Genomic DNA, 16238 nt, shown 5'->3' on the forward strand with positions numbered 1-16238 from the left:
GCGTTCGGAGGCTTTTTTCATGCCTTCTTACCGCTCGTTGCTCAGCCATCGTGAGTTCGCCGGGCTGTACCTCAGCTTCACGCTGCTGGTCGCCGCCACCACACTGTCGGGCTTCGCGCTCGCCACGCTGATCAATGATCAGACCCGATCGCCCTTCCTGACCGCCATCAGCATGTACGGCGCCACGTTCGCGACCGTCCTCGGAGCACTCACCCTGATGTCGGTCGCCGACGGCCGCCATCCGCGCCGGACCCTCGTCGTACTGCAAGGCGTCTCGCTCCTCGGCGTCGCCGCGCAGGCGGTCCCCGGATTGCCGCTGGCGTGCAGATTCGCGTTACTGCTCGTGGTGGGCTTCTTCCAGTCGCTCGGAACGGGCGCGCGGATGGGCCTGCTCGCCGAGGTCGTCCCGACGACGTCGTACGCGCTGGCGCGGTCGCTGATGAACATCACCTCGGGCGGAATGGCGATCCTCGGGTACGCCGTCGGCGCCGTACTCCTGCGTTACCTGAACCCATCGGGCGTGCTGGTCGTCGCCACGATCCTGACCGCGGTCGGGTTGGTGGTCGTGGCCGCGACCGTTCGTGAGCGTTCGATCCGGCTGACTCCTCGCCCCGGGATCCGGCAGACGTGCTCGACGAACGTCGTACTGTTCTCGAAGCCCGGCCAGCGAGCGCTGCTGCTGAACCTGTGGGTCCCGAACGGGTTGATCGTCGGCTGCGTCGCGCTCTTCATCTCGTACGTCCCGGAGCAGGCCGGAATCCTCCTGGCCGCCGGATCGGCCGGGATGCTGCTCGGTGACCTGACCGTCGGGCCGTTGCTCACGGCCGATCAGCGACGACGCAGTGCATTCGCTCTGCGGCTACTTCTCGCGGCGCCGTACCTGGTGTTCGCTGTCCAGCCGCCGATCCTCGTGATGGCGGCGGCTGTGTTCGTCGCCAGCGCCGGGTACGCCGCCACGCTGCCGCTCCAGGAACAACTGCTCGAGCTCACACCCGACGCGGTCCGCGGTCAGGTCCAGGGCGTCGAATCGGCCGGGCGGATGACCTGGCAGGGCATCGGCGCCGCCATCGCGGGCGGCCTCGCCCAGGTGCTGCCGACCGCGGCGACCATCACGCTCTTAGCCGCGATGTCGCTCGCGATCACGCTTGTCTCGCGTCGCTTTGTAGCGCGCGCTCCAGTTGCAGCAAGCGATCAGCTCGGGCGCTGATGTCGGCCACCGTGGTGAGGCCCTCGAGGTTGCGCCCGAAGCAGGTGCACACGGCCGGCCCCTGACCCGACATCTCCCCGTTGCCCACAACCGCGTGCCCCCGGCCTCCCCCTGCTCCCGATCCGCCCCGGCGGCAGCGCCGTACCTTCACCAACCACCACCTCGGGCGCCACAACGCAGACCTAGCACTCACGATCTCCGCGGCACAGGCCCGCTCGGCGCCACGATCACGCCAGGCGTTCCGCCGTACACCGTGAGCAACCAATGCGCCGCCAACCAATACGCCGCCCGCACCATGTACGTCCGCTCGCGCGTAATCCGGACGCCTGAAGTTGGTCCTCGCGACCGAATCCTTCGACTCCTCGCGGCGCCCCAATCGCCTTACGACCCTCCCCTGACCCTCAGGTGGTACCGAGGGGCGGCTAAGGGCTGCGTAGGTATCGATATCGGTAATTTTCCGCATGTGCGCGAACTAAGAAGTTGGGATGTTGTTCTTACCAACCACAGACCTCTCACAGGCAGGACCGGAACGATGAGCCGACAGATCCAGATTCGCCGCAGACCACTGCGCACGCGCCGCACCACGAAGGCCATCGACCTTCGCACCCCCTCAGGCCGGCCACTGCCGTTCTGATCGGGCCACCAGCCCAGTCCCCGCAGAAACCCGCACGATCATGAACCTCAGACTGCATGTCCACCGCGCCTTCACCGGCGGCTGGTGCGCCGACATCGACGACGACAACGACCGCCAGCCCGACGACCCGTACTGGTGCGTCGACCAGTGGCCAACCCTCCATGCCGCCCTCACCGCCGGCTGCGCCCAACTAGCCGAGTTCGCCACCACCCACCACCTAACCCGAGTAAGCGAGCAATACACCCTCCAAGCCGCCTAACCCCGCCGCCCCCACCGGCACGACGCGCCTCCCCGCCCTGCCGCCCGAGGTCAGTCGGTTGCACCGATATGGCGTGACTCCCCCGCCAGGCCGCCCAAGGGCCCGTGGTTGCAGCGGCACAGCGCGACTCCCCCGCCAAGCCCTCAAGAGCCCGACGCCCGGCACGACGCACCTCCCACCCGGACCACTCAAGCCCGTCGGTAGCAGCAGCACCGCGCAAGGCCCCACCATCGCCCAGGGCCTAGGTCGCAGCGGCACGGCGCGACTCCACCGCCAAGCCCCTCAAGAATCCGACGACCGGTACGACGTACCTCCCCACCCGGACCCGTGGTCGCAGCGGATCCCGCTCAACCGCACGAGGCCCGCTTCAGCGGTACAGCGTGACTCCCCACCCCAGACCACACCTGCGACCAGGCCGGCCGGCAACTGCCGACCGACCTGATGTCAGGCCACGTGATGTCATCCCGATGCGATCGGCCGCGTGTAATCAGCCGGCGTTGCGGTTAGCCGGCCAGGTAGATCGACTGGGTTGCGCGATTGATCACGGCGCCGAGGTCCTTGCGGTCCTTGGTCGTGCCGGCCACGGTGATCTCGACGTGGGCGCTCTTGCTCCCCCACATACCGACGTAGCGGGTCGCGACCCACCGCGTGGTGTTGCCGCTGCGGTAGGTGTAGACAATCGTGCTGACCGTCAGCCGGCCCTGTCCGCTGGTCGACTTCATCACCACGGTCGAGGTGCCGACAACCTTCAGACCGCGGGTACCCTTCAGCGCCGCCTGCTTCTTCTTGAGCGCAGTCGTCGTACTCACGTCACCAAAGTTCGTCATATCGAACCGAACCATCCGATTCCGCGCCGGATCCAGGAACCGCGCCTTACCGGTGCCCAGGGCAACGTGACGCCACGTCTTCGGCAGTACGGCGCTCGCGTGGCAGCCGTCCCGGCAGTCGAAGTTCCGTCGAACAAACGTGATCTTGCCAGACTGGGTGCTGGCGGCAACGGTCTCCGCACTCGACTGCTTGACCGTCGCCGGACTCGCCATACTCGGCAGCATCCCCGTCAGCAGCATCCCTCCGGCCCCAACAGCCGCCAACAGTACTCCGCGTCGCTTCATAGATTCCCCCTGTGTATCAACGATTCAACAGTCAAAGAGACGCCACCCACCCCCATTTGGTTGGCCCCACCACCCTCGAGACCGACCCGTAACCGCGCCGCACCCCCGCCCCGCACTCCCCCGCCGCCGCCCACCGCCGCCCTCACCGCCGCTCTCACCGCCGCCCCACAACGCATCGCTCAGCCGCAGGCCGCCGACGCCGACGCCGACGCCGACGCCGATCATTGCCACCACACCGCTGATGATGCCGACTCGCTACATCGCCCATTCCCCCTTGGATTGTTGACAATCAGAGGAAAGACAGCGCCAACGACAGGGGTGGCTCGGCGACGAGAGTTCGCCCGGAGGCGCAGCGTCGGGGCAGCTCAGACCTCGGCGTGTTCCCCGGTCTGTGCATCACCTGTGGGCAGGTCGCCGAGGTCGGCGTCCCAGTCGTCGTACTCGTCGTCCGGGAGACTGGCCTCGTTCCGGCGGGCGATGCGGATGAAGGCGACGATCAGCAGGATCGGGCCGAGCACCATCGCGGTTTCGGGGATGCCGCCCATGTGCAACGCGATCATGATGCCGTCACCAACGCGATCCCACCGGCGGTGAAGGCGACCATCGCGGCCAGCATCGGGTACTGCGCCCGCCGCAACTGCCGGCGCCGGAACAACTCGGCAGCACGATCGTGCGCGGACACGACCCCAAGTACATGTCCGAGCACGATCGCGCCGATCTGGACCCCCGCGATCACAGCCGTGCTGAGGAACGCGTAGTCGATCCGCATCCCGTTGGTCCCGAGCAGATCCCACCCGCGCCCGAACGGATCCGTCGCGAGCAGCACACCCTCCTGACCTTGGAACATCGCGAACGAGAAGTAGTGCGCCACCGCGTACCCGATCGCGATCGGCACCAGCGAATGCACGAACGCGCCCGGCAACCCGCCCCGCCCGACAGCGCCAGGTCGTACTTGCGCCGCCCCGGTCGTCTGCGCCGCCAGCACGAAAAGCACCGACACGATCGCGACCGCGGCTGCCAGACCGAGCGTGTGTACGACGATGTGCTGCGTCCTACTCAGCTCGCCAGTCAGTTGCATCCACGCCGACCAGCGGGAGATCCCGTCGAAGGCCGTTGACCCGAGCAACAAACACAGCAGGCCGACGATGCCTGGCTCCTGCGGCATCGTCGCCAGGCCGGCCAGCGGGTTCCGCAGTACGAGCCGACCATCCGGCCCTCGACCCAACGGACTCAGTCGCGCGAGCACTTCGGCGTACACCTCGAAGCTGTCACCGATCCGGAACCAGGCCGGCCCATAGACGATGCCAGCAACAACATTCACCACGGCGTAGCCGGTGACGAAGGTCGCGACGACGATCGGGGCAGACCCGTCCGGATAAGCAAGCTCCAACCAAAGAAACCCCGCCAGCCCAGCAACCGCCGGCCAGTACGCAATCCCCTCCGGCAGCTTCCGATACGCCGACAGTTCCCGGCCCTCGGTCAGCTCGGCATCCCCTAGCAACTCCGCTTCGCCGCGCGACCCCGCATCCCCGGGCAACGCGCGGCCCGTGGTCAACTCCCGCCCCCTGGGCAGCTCCACCTCCCCGGGCAACTCCGCTTCCACCGGCAACTCCGCGTCTCCGCGCAACTCCGCGTCGCCAGGCAACGCGCGGCCCGTGGTCAGCTCCCGGCCACTGGACAGGTTCACCTGCCCGCGCAATACCCGACCCCTGGGAAGCTCGCGGTCCTTGGGTGGTTTCCGGTACGGCGTCCTGCGGAGGAGGCCGGCGATCGTGCGGAACGGGTTAGCCAGTCGCCAGATCGGCCCGCAGAGGAGCGAGAGCGGGATGATGCCGACCCAGATCCAGACGTACAGCCAGGTCGGTGCCGGATTGAGGGCCGGTGAGGTGCTGCCGAACCACGCGGCACCGAGCATCAGCCCGAGCGCCGCCAGCCCCGCCAGCTTGAGCACTGCTCGAGTCAGCCGATTGTCGACAATCCGAGTCAGCAGCTCCAGCGACTTACCGGCAGTAGCTTCGAACCGCGGCCGCGACCAGAACGCGGCCAGCGCGAAGAACGAGACGGCCACCGCAGCACCAGCGGAGTAGATCGCCAGCCACAGCGGCACCGGCAGGTCGCCGCGACCGCCGATTCCGTGCAGCGGAATCAGCAGTTCCACCACGACACCGCCTCCGATCAGCCGGCTATCTGACCGATCGAATGTAACACGCTCGATGTCACATAGCGAGGGTCTGATACTCCGCGGGGTCGAAACGGCTGGTCAACTTCCGGAACCGGAAGGTGAACGACGGCCAGATGGTGGTGTTGCGGCCCTCCGAGTCGAGGTACCAACTGGTGCACCCGCCCCGGCTCCAGACCGTGTTCCGCATCGACGACCGGACACCGTCGACGAACGCCCGCTGCACCTCCGGCCGAACCTCGACCTCCCGCAGTCCTTCGGTGTCCATCGTCTTCAGCGCGTCGAGGATGTACGCGATCTGCGACTCGATCATGAACACCATCGAACTGTGCCCGAGTCCGGTGTTCGGGCCGATCAGCATGAAGAAGTTGGGGAAGCCGGCGACCGCCGTACCGAGGTGGGCCTCCATCCCGTCCGACCACGCCTCGCGCAGGGAGACACCGTCCCGACCGTGGACCATGTCCATCACCGGCAGATCGGTGACCCGGAATCCGGTGCCGTAGACGATCGTGTCGACCTCGTGCTTCACGCCATCCTCGGTCACGATCCCGGTCGGGGTGACCTCCGCGATCCGATCAGTGATCACATCGACATTGGGCTGCGCGATCGCCGGATAGTAGTCGTCGGAGATCAGCACACGTTTGCAGCCGAGGGTGAAGTCCGGCGTCAACTTGGCCCGCAGCAGCGGGTCGCGGATCTGCCGCTCGAGGTGCTTCTCGGCAACTCGCTGCACCTGCTTCATGATCGCCGGCAGCTTGGCGAAGCCGAGCACCATCGACTCGCGACCCCAGTAGATCCCGGCCCGGATCGCCTTCTGGGCCAGGGGAAAGCGACGGAAGACCGCCTTCTCGACCTCGGTGATCTTGCGGTCCGGCCGCGGCATCACCCACGGCGGGGTGCGCTGGAACAAGTGCAGTTCCTCGACCTCGGGCTGGATCGCCGGCACGAACTGAATCGCCGACGCACCGGTCCCGATCACCGCCACCTTGCGACCACTGAAGTCGAGACCGTGATCCCACTGCGCCGAGTGGAAGACCTCCCCCTCGAACGACTCGATCCCTTGCAACTCCGGGTACGACGGCTCAGCGAGCGGACCCATCCCGGACAGCAGCAACTGGGCGGTGAACTCACCCTGGCTGGTGCGGATCCGCCATTGGCCGTCTTCCCAGTGCGCCTCCTCCACCGCATGGCCGAAGCGAATGTGCGGACGGATCCCGAACCGGTCGGTGACATTGCGGAGGTAGTCCTCGATCTCGGGTTGCGGCGAGAACGTCGACGACCACTCCGGGTTCGGCGCGAAGGAGAAGGAGTACAGATGCGACGGCACATCACATCGGCAGCCCGGGTACGTGTTGTCCCGCCAGGTCCCGCCGACGTCATCTGCCCGCTCCAGTACGACGAAGTCGTCGTACCCGGCCTGCTTGAGCCGGACAGCCATCCCGATCCCGGCGAACCCGGTGCCAACCACGACGATCCGGTGGTGACTGCTCTCCTGCGCCATCGGTAGCCTCCAGCCTGCCGAGCGGAACTTACTCGGAGTAAGTTACTCGGAGTCAGTTAGACTACGCAAGTGACCTCCACCACGCAGAACACACCCCCAACCACGGAGAGCATCAAGTCCACGAACGGCGCCGTACCGGCGGTGGGCGCTGAGTCGGTGGGGGGCGTTGGGGCGGCGGAGGGGGGCGTGCCTGTTAAGCGGCGGCGGAATCGGGCTGCGCGGGAGCGGGAGATTCTGGAGGCGGCGGAGCGGATCTTCGGCGAGCGTGGGTATCAGGGGACGTCGATGGATGACGTGGCTGCCGAGGTCGGGGTGTCGAAGCCGCTGATCTACCAGTACTACGGCTCCAAGGACGGCCTGTTTCTCGCCTGCCTGGCCCGGCTGCGTGTCCAGTTGCTCGACACCGTCTCCGATGCGGTGATGGCCGCGCCGGATGCCGAGGACGCGCTGTACGCCGGATTCGTCGCCTGGTTCGAGTTCCTCGACGATCACCCGCAGGCGTGGTCGGTTCTCATCGACGAAGGCATGCTCGGCATGGGCCCGGCCGCCGGCCCAGCCGCCGCGGCGACCGACGAGGTCCGCGCCGCCTTCATCGAACTGATCTCCGCCATGGTCCGAATGAACCTCCCCTCCGGCCGCGCCGTCGACGAGGACGAGATCCAGATCGTTGCCCAAAGCATCTCCGGCGCCACCGAACGCCTCGCCATCTGGCGCAGCCGCATCCCCGCCCCACCCACCCCCGAAAAGGTCGCCAGAACCCTCCAAGACCTCCTCTGGCAAGGCCTCCACACCCTCCGCAACCCCTAACCCACCACCCGCCGCGCGACCCTGGACCAGATAGCGGAAGCCGGGCCAGACAGCGGAAGCCGGGACCGGGACGGCGGGAGTCGGGAGGCGGACCGGACAGCGGGAGCAGGGGCCACACCGCGGGAGCCGGGACCGGGATGGGGATCCGCGATGAGGAGTCGGGACGAGGATCCGGGACCCGACAGCGGGAGCTGGGACCGGACAGCGGGACCTGGGACCGGACGGCGGGACCTGGGACCGGTCAGCGGGACCTGGGACCGGACGGCGGGACCTGGGACCGGACACAGCAAGTCCCAGGGCACGAGTGTGCCGGTCAGCAGGGTGATGCGCTCGACGGTGGGTGAGGTCTGGCCGCCGTACAAGGGTGTACGGCGCTCCACGCCGGTGATCCTGGAGGCCAGCCAGCTCTGGATCCGGTCGAGGCGGAGCGGCACGGCTGTGGTCAGCCGGTCGAGCATAAGGTCAGCGGAAGTGCGCGTCGGCGGACGGCAGTGTCAGCAACACGATGACCACCACAGACCCGAGCGTTGCCACCAGCAGCCTGACGAACTGCGCGGTCCGGGTCCATCCAGGAAATTCCGTCCGCGCCGCCGCGACCACCGCGTGCCCGTCGATCTCCCGTACGGCGGGATCGGCCGACTTCCGGAACGCCGCCTGCACCACCTGCTCGGCGAACACCTGGCTCGTCATCACCAGCCCGCCACCCACGATCGCCAACCCGGCCAGCACGTACGACGCGATCCGCGCCGGCCCGTAACCCGCCAGCACCAGTACGGCGACCGCAGTCAGACACACCGCGATCCCGTAAGGAAACAAGGCCTCCCGAGCACTCTCCTTGAACTGAACCCGATGCGCCGCGAGCACCCCGGCCGAATGCCCTTGCCGCACCACCTCCGCCTCAGCCGCCCGCTCGGCGGCCTCCCCGTCCCGGCGCGCCACCCACGTCAACAGCACGAACCCGGCCGCGAGCAACACCTGCAGCCCAGCCGCCACAACCACCGAAAGCGCCATCATCCTCACCCCTGTACTTAGTTCAAGCGCAACCATAACTATGAACTTGAACTAAGTACAAGGCCCATCAGAACCGTAGCGAGCAGACCACCGCACGATGGTCGGACGGCATGATGCCGTCGACGGCCTCGCCTGCGGTCGAGGTGCTGACAACCGTGACCGGCCGGTTGAACATCCCCGGCCGGAAGTACACATGGTCAATCCGCTGCCCCACCAACTCCGGCCCGGCCTCAGCAGGTGCGGTCACTACCGAAGGATCACCGTCCGCCCACGCGTCGGTCAGTACGTCGGCCAGCGGCCGGAGCAACGGGCTACCCGGCGGCGCGTTGAGATCACCCGCAACCACGACCGGCAACGGACCGTCCAGCACCGGATCCGTCGCAAGCTCGGCCAGCAACGCCGCCTGCGCCAGCCGATCGTCGTTGTACGCCGGGTCGTACTCGAGACAACCCACGACGACATGCAACGGCGCGACCGGATGTGCGACCGTCGCAACCACAGCCACCGGATCGAATGCGCGATGCCGAGCGGGCATCCGCACCACGCGCCAACCGGTGATCTCCCACCGACTCAGCAGCCCGATCCCCACCTCGACCCCGGCGTCCCGTGGATCCCGCGTCACGTCCGTGGCCGGCGGGTACGACGGACCGGCGTACCGACCGTGCAGCCCGAGTTCCGCGCCCAGCGCAGCCACCTGGTTCGTTGCCCTGGTCCCCCAAACCTCCTGCAACGCAACGACATCCGGATCCACCACCCGGAGCGTCTGCGCGATCACCTCGTGCCGCGCCACCCACGCCGGACCGAACCGCCACCAGACGTTCCACGTCATCACCCGCAACACACCCATACCCCCGACGTGCCCACCACGCCCCCACCACAACCCCTGACGAGCAACCCTGACGAGCACCCCTGAGGACCGACCCTGAGAAGCGGCTGACGGATGTCATGGGTACGTCGTGACGGCCGATCCAGGGCCACCACGCCGTACCGGGCGAACCTTTTCGATATGACGACACAGACTGCGGTCAGCCTGCGGGGCGTGACCAAGAAGTATGGGGCGGTGCAGGCGGTCGCCGGGGTGGATCTGAGCATCCGGACCGGCGAGGTGGTGGCGTTGCTGGGTCCGAACGGGGCCGGCAAGTCGACCACGATCGAGATGCTGCTCGGGCTGGTCCGGCCGGACCAGGGCAGTGTCCAGGTGTACGGCGGGACGCCGGTCGACGCGATCGCGCAGGGTCAGGTCGGGGTGATGCTGCAGAGCGGCGGCATCATCGAGGACGCCAAGGTCGGCGAACTGGTGAACCTGGTCGCCGGGCTGCACAAGGACCCGATGCCGGTCGGCGAGGCGCTCGACCGGGCCGGCATCGGCGACCTGGCGGAGCGGAAGATGAAGGGGCTGTCGGGCGGGCAGAAGCAGCGGGTGCGGTTCGCGATGGCGATCATCCCGCAGCCCGACCTGATCGTGCTGGACGAGCCGACCACCGGGATGGACGTCGAGTCCCGGCGCGACTTCTGGGCATCGATGCACGCCGAGACCGCGCGTGGCCGGACCGTCCTGTTCGCCACCCACTATCTGGAAGAGGCCGACGCGTATGCCGATCGCGTGGTGCTGATGCGCAACGGCAAGGTCGTTGCCGACGGCACCGCCGCGCAGATCAAGGCGAGTGTGTCCGGCCGGACGATCCGGGCGACCGTGCCCGGTGCCGACCTCGCGACCCTCGCGTCGCTGCCCGGCGTACGCAATGTCGAGACCCGCGGCGACGTGGTGCTGCTGCAGTGCGCGGACTCCGACGACACCCTGCGGTACCTGCTGAGCAACACTCGCGCCCACGACATCGAAGTGACCTCCGCCGACCTCGAGGACGCCGTCCTGGCAATCGGTGCGGGCCATGTCGAATCAGAACGGGAGACCCTGGCATGAACCGCGACTATCTGATCTTTGATATCCGTCGCACCCTGCGGAACCGGCGGGTGCTGATCTTCTCGATCCTGATGCCGCTGGTGCTGTTCGTCATCTTCGGCGTGACGCTGCCGAAGGACGCCAGCGAGGGCGGGATCTCGGCCGTCGCCTACGTGATGGTGAGTATGGCGATGTTCGGCTCGATGTCGGCGGCAATGAGCAGCGGCGGCGTGATCGCGGCCGAACGCGACGGCGGCTGGAACCGCACGCTTCGGCTCACCCCGCTGAAGCCGCAGGCTTACGTGACCACGAAGGTGATCCTGTCACTGTTGCTGGCGTTGCCGCCGCTGCTGGTCGTGTTCGTGTCCGGGATGACCTTCGGCCACGTGCACCTGAGCGCCGGTCAATGGGCCTCGGTCGCGCTGGTGTCCTGGCTCGGTGCCCTGCCGTTCGCCGCGCTCGGCCTCGTCATCGGGTACGTCGCCAAGCCGGACAGCGTGCAGCCGATCACCGGATTGTCGACAATGCTCATCGCGGCCTTCGGCGGACTGTGGCTGCCGGTGGACCAGATGCCGTCGCTGATGAAGCACATCGCCCAACTGACCCCGGCGTACTGGACCGGTCAGACCTCGCGCAGTGCATTGGCGCAGAGCGGTCTGGACACCCAGGCGCTGATGGTGGTGCTCGGGTGGACCGTCGTACTCGGCATCATCGGGCTGCGCCGGTTCCGGGCCGACACCGCCCGGGCGTGAGGTCGCGTGCATTAGCGTGAGTGACGTGCCCAGGACGCCAACTCTGATCGAAAGCCTGGCCGAGCGTGGCAATGCTCGGCCAGGCCGTTGGGGTTGGCTGGCCGCGGCGGTCTGGCTGTTCTACCTGACCAGCCCACTGAACGCGATCCTCGACCAGCACGGCGCCACCCGGGTCTTCGGCCTGGCCATGCTCTTCCTCTTCGCTCTCTCGTACGTCGGCTTCTTCGGCTGGGTCCGCCGGGTCGGGCTGGCCGGTGGGCAGGCGATGTGGAAGCGGGCCGGCTACCTGGCCGCGATGCTGGCGCTGACGTTCGCGCTGATCCCGTCCGCCGGCCAGAAGGCACTCACCTGCTGCGTCTACATCGCCGCGGCCGCGATGATGGCGCTGGACCTCCGGGCCGCGATCGTCGTGGTCCTGCTGCTCCTCGCCGGCGTCGAACTGTCGATGCGGGTGGTGCCTGACTGGACGACCGACAACAGCTACGGGTTCGCGATCTTTCTCGGCGCGCTGGCCGTGTTCGCGATGCGGCGGGCGATCCAGCGCAGTATCGAGCTCGCCAAGACCCGGGCGGACATGGCCGAGCTGGCCGTCCAGGAGGAGCGGAACCGGTTCGCGCGCGATCTGCACGATATCCTCGGCCACTCGCTGACCGTCATCACGGTCAAGGCCGAGCTGGCCGGCCGGCTGATCGAGGGCAATCCGGAGCGGGCGTCGGCGGAGGTCGCCGACGTGGAGAGTCTGGCCCGAGCGGCGCTGGCCGACGTACGGGCCGCTGTCGCGGGGTATCGCGAGCTGAGTCTCGCCGGTGAGCTGGTGTCGGCGCGGGCCGCATTAAAGGCGGCGGAGATCAAGGCCGACCTGCCGACCACGGTGGACGAGGTGCCGGAGGAGAACCGTGAGCTGTTCGCCTGGGTGGTGCGAGAGGGCGTGACGAACGTCGTACGGCATTCGGGTGCCAAGCGGTGCACGATCCAGCTGACCGCTTCGCAAATCGAAGTACTGGATGACGGGAAGGGCCCGACGCCCGGTGGTGGTGCGTCCGGTCATGGGCTGATGGGCTTGCGGGAACGCGCGAACCAGGCCGGCGCGAGTGTGCAGGTCGGCCAGGCGCCCGGCGGCGGTTTCCGCCTGGCTGTCAAGGTGGGCCTGTGACAATCCGATTGTTGATTGCCGACGATCAGGCGCTGGTTCGTGGGGCATTGGCCGCGCTGCTGGATCTCGAACCTGACCTGGAGGTGGTGTCCGAGGTCGGGCGCGGGGACGAGGTGATCGCGGCGGCTCAGGCGACCAAGCCCGACGTCGCTCTCCTCGATGTCGAGATGCCTGGGCTGGACGGGATCGAGGCGGCCGCTGCGCTGCGGAGCGCCGTACCCGGGGTGCGGATCCTGATGGTCACCACCTTCGGCCGGCCAGGGTACCTGCGGCGGGCGATGGAAGCGGGTGCGGCCGGGTTCGTCGTCAAGGACACCCCGGCGGCCCAGCTGGCAGACGCCGTACGACGGGTGCACCAGGGCCTCCGGGTCGTCGATCCCTCGCTCGCCGCCGAGACGCTGGTCGCCGGTACGAGCCCGCTCACAGCCCGGGAGTCCGACGTACTGCGGGCAGCCCGCGAGGGCGGCACCGTCGCCGACATCGCCAAGGAGCTCCACCTCTCCGAAGGCACAGTCCGCAACCACCTCTCCGCCGCCATCGGCAAGACCGGCGCCCGCACCCGCGCCGAGGCAGCCCGCATCGCCCTCGACAACGGCTGGCTCTGAACGTTCCTTCAGCTTAGGGTTGGAGCCGGGGAGGGGTCACATGTCGATCGAGCAATTCAGCGTGCGGGGGCGGTTGGCCGATACCGGTGAGGGGATCACCGGGGACGAGTTGCAGCTGGCGGCGCGGAATCACGGGATGCCGCTGGAGGGGCTGCGGTACGACGTGACGCCGCCGGGACTGCATTACGTCCTGGTGCACTACGACATTCCGGCGACGAACGCGGCCAACTGGTCGCTCACGATCGACGGATGCGTCGAGCAACCGTTGTCGTTCGGGCTGACCGGGTTGCGGGCGATGGGCCGTCGTACCGTGCGGGTCACTTTGGAGTGCGCCGGCAACGGACGGGCGGCGTTGCAGCCGCGGCCGATCAGCCAGCCGTGGTTGAACGAAGCAGTCGGTACGGCGGAATGGACCGGCGTGCTGCTGTCCGATCTGTTGCGGCTGGCGGGGATCCGCGAAGACGCGGTGGACGTCGTGTTCACCGGCGCGGACCACGGCGTCGAGCGCGGGGTCGAGCAGGACTACCAGCGTGGGCTGTCGGTGACCGAGGCAATCGACTCCGGTGCGATCGTCGCGTGGGAGATGAACGGTCAGCCGTTGCCGCCGCAACACGGTTATCCGCTGCGCCTCGTCGTACCCGGGTGGTACGGGATGGCGAGTGTGAAGTGGTTGCGCTCGATCGAGCTGATCGACCACGAGTTCAACGGGTACCAGAACGCGGTGGCCTACCGGATCCGCAAGAACGCCGAGGATCCCGGCGAGCCCGTCACCCGGATCCAGCCGCGGGCGCTGCTGATCCCACCCGGCTTCCCGGACTTCATGAGCCGCCACCGTTTCGTTGCCGCGGGCACCGTTACGCTCCAGGGCCGGGCCTGGTCCGGCTGGGCGCCGATCGAGCGGGTCGAGCTCAGCGTCGACGCCGGCGTCACCTGGCACCCCGCCAAACTCGATGCTGTCGGCAACGACGAGCTGGCCTGGCGGTCCTTCAGCTACGACTGGGACGCCACCCCCGGCGAGCACGTGCTCACCGTCCGCGCCCACGACGCGAGCGGCCGCGAGCAACCCATCGAGGCGGAGTGGAACCGCGGCGGTTTCGCCAACAACACCGCCCAGCGAATCACCGTCCTCGTCACCTGATTTCAACCCCCTGAATCCCTTCCACAACCCAACTTCCGAACCTACCGACCCGTATTTCAAGCGGGGCTCCGAGTGGGGTGTGGTCAGGACTGTGGTTATGCCCGGATCGCCGGGCGTGTCGTTCGCCGGATCGGCCCGTCGGCCGTTTCATCCTGAAGATGTACGCGGGAAGAAGAACTCCAGGAGTGGTGCGTTGACGTCCTCCCTGTCCTGTGGGGAGAGGGATTCCAACTACTACGCGGAGGTAGCGTGTTGAGGTTCACGCTTCGGCGAGGCCCGTGTGGGCGTCTCTCGGCGTGCGCTGACGGCCCGTCCGGCCGCGATGTTGATGGCCGCGTTCACGTCGGCGTTCGCCCGGTGCCCGCAGGCCGCGCACCGGAACAGCGCTTGGCTCTCGCGGTTCTCCGGTGCGCAGTGCCCACAGACGCTGCAGGTCTGCGACGTGTACGCAGGATTGATTCTCTCGACGCGACCCGCGGCCTTGTGTTCCAGGCGCTGCACGAGCAGCCCCCAGCCGTTGGCCAGGATGCCGCGGTTGAGTCCGGCCTTGGCGCGGCGCCGGTTCGGCCGGTACCCCCCCTGGTCGTCCGGGATCGGGCTTGGGCTTGGGACGACGGGTCATCCCGTGTCGCGGGTCCACATCGACCACTGCTCAAGCGCCAGGTTCCAAACGTACCGGGCATGCCGGCACTGCTCCAGCAACGCAGCCCGCTGCGTGGGAGTCGGGTACAGCCGGAACCGGGACATGGAATCCATCCAATCAGCCGGGACCGACAGTCCCCGATCCCCGAAGGGAGGCAGTCGCGGTTCCTCCCCACCTGAATGACTGGGCGCCGCGACAACTCAGGTGAACGAGCTGGGCATTGAGGTGCATCTGCACGCACGGGTGTTCCGTACAGCGGACGAGTGGTACGCCGACGTCGACGACGAACGGGACCCCCAGCCGGACGATCCGTACTGGTGCGGCTCCTACACCTCCCAGCGCGCCGCCATCGACGCCGCCTGCGAACGCATCGCCGCCCTGCACCGGACCCGAGCCCACCGCCTCAGCCAACAACCGTTGCCCAAGGCAACCGCTACGGCCTGAAGCGGGTCCGCCGCGTTGCGGCGCGTCATGTGCTCCTCCAGCGCCGTTGAACCCAGGCTGGACCTCCAATCACCGCCGGATCCCGGCACCGTCACCTGCCGCGTCAGTTCTCTTGGCATCTCCCCATTATGAGCATATGCTCATGAGCGTGCGTTCATGAACGTGTGTTCATAGAGAGAAGGGGCAACCATGACAGAGGTGTCGGTCCGCGGACTGACGAAACACTTCGGCTCGATCCGAGCCGTCCATGACCTGACCTTCGACGTACCCTCCGGGCAGGTCAGCGGCTTTCTCGGTCCCAACGGCGCGGGCAAGACAACGACTTTGCGGATGGCGCTCGGCCTGGTCCGCCCGACGGCCGGGGAGGCGCTGATCGACGGCCGCCGGTACGGCGAGCTCAGCCGGCCACGCCGGGTGGTCGGAGCGCAACTGGAAGCGACGAGCTTCCATCCGGGGCGCCGCGGCAGGGATCACCTCCGTGTCCTGGCGCAGACGGCCGATGCGCCGGCCGGAAGAGTGGACGAGGTGCTCGAACTGGTCGGTCTGACCGATGCGGCGGATCGCCGGGTGAGCGGCTATTCGCTGGGCATGCGGCAACGACTGGGGCTGGCCTCGGCGCTCCTGGGCGATCCGGCCGTACTCATCCTCGACGAGCCGGCCAACGGGCTCGATCCGGCCGGCATCGCCTGGCTACGCGATCTGCTGAGGAAGGAGGCGAAGGCGGGACGGGCGATCCTCGTCTCCAGCCATGTGCTCAGTGAGGTGGCGCAGACCGTCGACCAGGTCGTGATCGTGCACGAGGGCCAACTCAGGTTCGCCGGCCCTCTCGCAAGCCTCGGCGACGACTCGCTCGAGACGGCCTTCCTCAACCTGACCGGCGCACGGTGAAGGAG

At 67.9% G+C, this 16238-nt stretch carries 18 protein-coding genes; 10 read left to right on the forward strand and 8 right to left on the reverse strand.

What is annotated here, in order from left to right; translation table 11 throughout:
* The first annotated feature begins 19 nt into the window (after positions 1 to 19).
* A complete protein-coding gene (locus V9K99_RS09355) occupies positions 20 to 1207 on the forward strand; it encodes an MFS transporter (protein ID WP_337002473.1) in 1188 nt (395 codons plus the stop codon).
* 674 nt (positions 1208 to 1881) lie between these two features.
* Positions 1882 to 2100, forward strand: coding sequence for a hypothetical protein (locus V9K99_RS09360; protein ID WP_337002471.1), 219 nt, complete (start codon positions 1882 to 1884; stop codon positions 2098 to 2100).
* A 503-nt stretch (positions 2101 to 2603) separates the two neighbouring features.
* Here the strand turns inward: V9K99_RS09360 and V9K99_RS09365 are convergent.
* The 4 genes from V9K99_RS09365 to V9K99_RS09380 all read right to left on the reverse strand — a co-directional run bounded on the left by V9K99_RS09365 (position 2604) and on the right by V9K99_RS09380 (position 6892).
* On the reverse strand, positions 2604 to 3212 hold the full coding sequence (locus tag V9K99_RS09365) for a hypothetical protein (RefSeq protein WP_337002469.1): 609 nt from the start codon (positions 3210 to 3212) through the stop codon (positions 2604 to 2606).
* Positions 3213 to 3577: 365 nt separating this feature from the next.
* Entirely contained in the window at positions 3578 to 3772 is a 195-nt protein-coding gene (locus V9K99_RS09370) for a hypothetical protein (RefSeq protein ID WP_337002467.1), read from the reverse strand.
* Positions 3769 to 5370: a hypothetical protein gene (locus V9K99_RS09375; RefSeq protein ID WP_337002465.1), complete on the reverse strand. Its 1602-nt coding sequence runs from the start codon at positions 5368 to 5370 to the stop codon at positions 3769 to 3771. Before V9K99_RS09375 ends, V9K99_RS09370 begins: the two co-directional genes overlap by 4 nt.
* A gap of 58 nt (positions 5371 to 5428) precedes the next feature.
* Entirely contained in the window at positions 5429 to 6892 is a 1464-nt protein-coding gene (locus V9K99_RS09380) for a flavin-containing monooxygenase (protein ID WP_337002463.1), read from the reverse strand.
* A gap of 186 nt (positions 6893 to 7078) precedes the next feature.
* On the opposite strand from V9K99_RS09380, the gene V9K99_RS09385 reads away from it, so the two are divergent.
* Positions 7079 to 7699, forward strand: coding sequence for a TetR/AcrR family transcriptional regulator (locus V9K99_RS09385; RefSeq protein WP_337002461.1), 621 nt, complete (start codon positions 7079 to 7081; stop codon positions 7697 to 7699).
* A 462-nt stretch (positions 7700 to 8161) separates the two neighbouring features.
* On the opposite strand, the gene V9K99_RS09390 is transcribed toward V9K99_RS09385, so the two are convergent.
* Both V9K99_RS09390 and V9K99_RS09395 read right to left on the reverse strand, forming a co-directional pair.
* On the reverse strand, positions 8162 to 8710 hold the full coding sequence (locus tag V9K99_RS09390; protein WP_337002459.1) for a hypothetical protein: 549 nt from the start codon (positions 8708 to 8710) through the stop codon (positions 8162 to 8164).
* Positions 8711 to 8777: 67 nt separating this feature from the next.
* Positions 8778 to 9539, reverse strand: a complete 762-nt coding sequence (locus V9K99_RS09395) for an endonuclease/exonuclease/phosphatase family protein (protein WP_337002456.1) — start codon at positions 9537 to 9539, stop codon at positions 8778 to 8780.
* 177 nt (positions 9540 to 9716) lie between these two features.
* On the opposite strand from V9K99_RS09395, the gene V9K99_RS09400 reads away from it, so the two are divergent.
* From V9K99_RS09400 to V9K99_RS09420, 5 genes are read left to right on the forward strand one after another with little or no spacing between them, the layout of a single operon-like run.
* On the forward strand, positions 9717 to 10631 hold the full coding sequence (locus tag V9K99_RS09400) for an ABC transporter ATP-binding protein (RefSeq protein WP_337002454.1): 915 nt from the start codon (positions 9717 to 9719) through the stop codon (positions 10629 to 10631).
* The gene (locus tag V9K99_RS09405) at positions 10628 to 11362 is read left to right on the forward strand and encodes an ABC transporter permease (protein ID WP_337002452.1); all 735 of its coding nucleotides are present in this window, start codon (positions 10628 to 10630) and stop codon (positions 11360 to 11362) included. The genes V9K99_RS09400 and V9K99_RS09405 overlap by 4 nt, the downstream gene beginning before the upstream one ends.
* A gap of 25 nt (positions 11363 to 11387) precedes the next feature.
* Complete coding sequence (locus tag V9K99_RS09410) at positions 11388 to 12515, forward strand: sensor histidine kinase (protein ID WP_337002450.1); 1128 nt, start codon at positions 11388 to 11390, stop codon at positions 12513 to 12515.
* Entirely contained in the window at positions 12512 to 13120 is a 609-nt protein-coding gene (locus tag V9K99_RS09415; RefSeq protein ID WP_337002448.1) for a response regulator transcription factor, read from the forward strand. Before V9K99_RS09410 ends, V9K99_RS09415 begins: the two co-directional genes overlap by 4 nt.
* A 40-nt stretch (positions 13121 to 13160) precedes the next feature.
* The gene (locus V9K99_RS09420; protein WP_337002446.1) at positions 13161 to 14258 is read left to right on the forward strand and encodes a sulfite oxidase; all 1098 of its coding nucleotides are present in this window, start codon (positions 13161 to 13163) and stop codon (positions 14256 to 14258) included.
* Positions 14259 to 14492: 234 nt separating this feature from the next.
* Here the strand turns inward: V9K99_RS09420 and V9K99_RS09425 are convergent, their stop codons facing one another.
* Both V9K99_RS09425 and V9K99_RS42720 read right to left on the reverse strand, forming a co-directional pair.
* Positions 14493 to 14759 carry a transposase gene (locus V9K99_RS09425; RefSeq protein ID WP_337002444.1) on the reverse strand — a complete coding sequence of 89 codons (267 nt, stop codon included), beginning with the start codon at positions 14757 to 14759 and terminating at the stop codon, positions 14493 to 14495.
* Positions 14760 to 14876: 117 nt separating this feature from the next.
* Positions 14877 to 15014, reverse strand: a complete 138-nt coding sequence (locus V9K99_RS42720) for a helix-turn-helix domain-containing protein (protein ID WP_443137116.1) — start codon at positions 15012 to 15014, stop codon at positions 14877 to 14879.
* A 112-nt stretch (positions 15015 to 15126) separates the two neighbouring features.
* On the opposite strand from V9K99_RS42720, the gene V9K99_RS09430 reads away from it, so the two are divergent.
* Both V9K99_RS09430 and V9K99_RS09435 read left to right on the forward strand, forming a co-directional pair.
* The gene (locus V9K99_RS09430) at positions 15127 to 15345 is read left to right on the forward strand and encodes a hypothetical protein (protein ID WP_337002442.1); all 219 of its coding nucleotides are present in this window, start codon (positions 15127 to 15129) and stop codon (positions 15343 to 15345) included.
* A 189-nt stretch (positions 15346 to 15534) separates the two neighbouring features.
* The gene (locus V9K99_RS09435) at positions 15535 to 16233 is read left to right on the forward strand and encodes an ABC transporter ATP-binding protein (protein WP_337002440.1); all 699 of its coding nucleotides are present in this window, start codon (positions 15535 to 15537) and stop codon (positions 16231 to 16233) included.
* The last annotated feature ends 5 nt before the right edge of the window (positions 16234 to 16238 follow it).

Origin of the sequence: Kribbella sp. CCNWLW201 (genome assembly GCF_037203805.1) — a bacterium.
Classification (GTDB): domain Bacteria; phylum Actinomycetota; class Actinomycetes; order Propionibacteriales; family Kribbellaceae; genus Kribbella.

Coding starts and splice junctions, on each gene's coding strand:
- V9K99_RS09355 (WP_337002473.1), top strand. CDS start 20: ATGCCTTCTTACCGCTCGTTGCTCAGCCATCGTGAGTTCGCCGGGCTG.
- V9K99_RS09360 (WP_337002471.1), top strand. CDS start 1,882: ATGAACCTCAGACTGCATGTCCACCGCGCCTTCACCGGCGGCTGGTGC.
- V9K99_RS09365 (WP_337002469.1), bottom strand. CDS start 3,212: ATGAAGCGACGCGGAGTACTGTTGGCGGCTGTTGGGGCCGGAGGGATG.
- V9K99_RS09370 (WP_337002467.1), bottom strand. CDS start 3,772: ATGATCGCGTTGCACATGGGCGGCATCCCCGAAACCGCGATGGTGCTC.
- V9K99_RS09380 (WP_337002463.1), bottom strand. CDS start 6,892: ATGGCGCAGGAGAGCAGTCACCACCGGATCGTCGTGGTTGGCACCGGG.
- V9K99_RS09390 (WP_337002459.1), bottom strand. CDS start 8,710: ATGGCGCTTTCGGTGGTTGTGGCGGCTGGGCTGCAGGTGTTGCTCGCG.
- V9K99_RS09395 (WP_337002456.1), bottom strand. CDS start 9,539: ATGACGTGGAACGTCTGGTGGCGGTTCGGTCCGGCGTGGGTGGCGCGG.
- V9K99_RS09400 (WP_337002454.1), top strand. CDS start 9,717: ATGACGACACAGACTGCGGTCAGCCTGCGGGGCGTGACCAAGAAGTAT.
- V9K99_RS09405 (WP_337002452.1), top strand. CDS start 10,628: ATGAACCGCGACTATCTGATCTTTGATATCCGTCGCACCCTGCGGAAC.
- V9K99_RS09420 (WP_337002446.1), top strand. CDS start 13,161: ATGTCGATCGAGCAATTCAGCGTGCGGGGGCGGTTGGCCGATACCGGT.
- V9K99_RS42720 (WP_443137116.1), bottom strand. CDS start 15,014: ATGGATTCCATGTCCCGGTTCCGGCTGTACCCGACTCCCACGCAGCGG.
- V9K99_RS09435 (WP_337002440.1), top strand. CDS start 15,535: ATGACAGAGGTGTCGGTCCGCGGACTGACGAAACACTTCGGCTCGATC.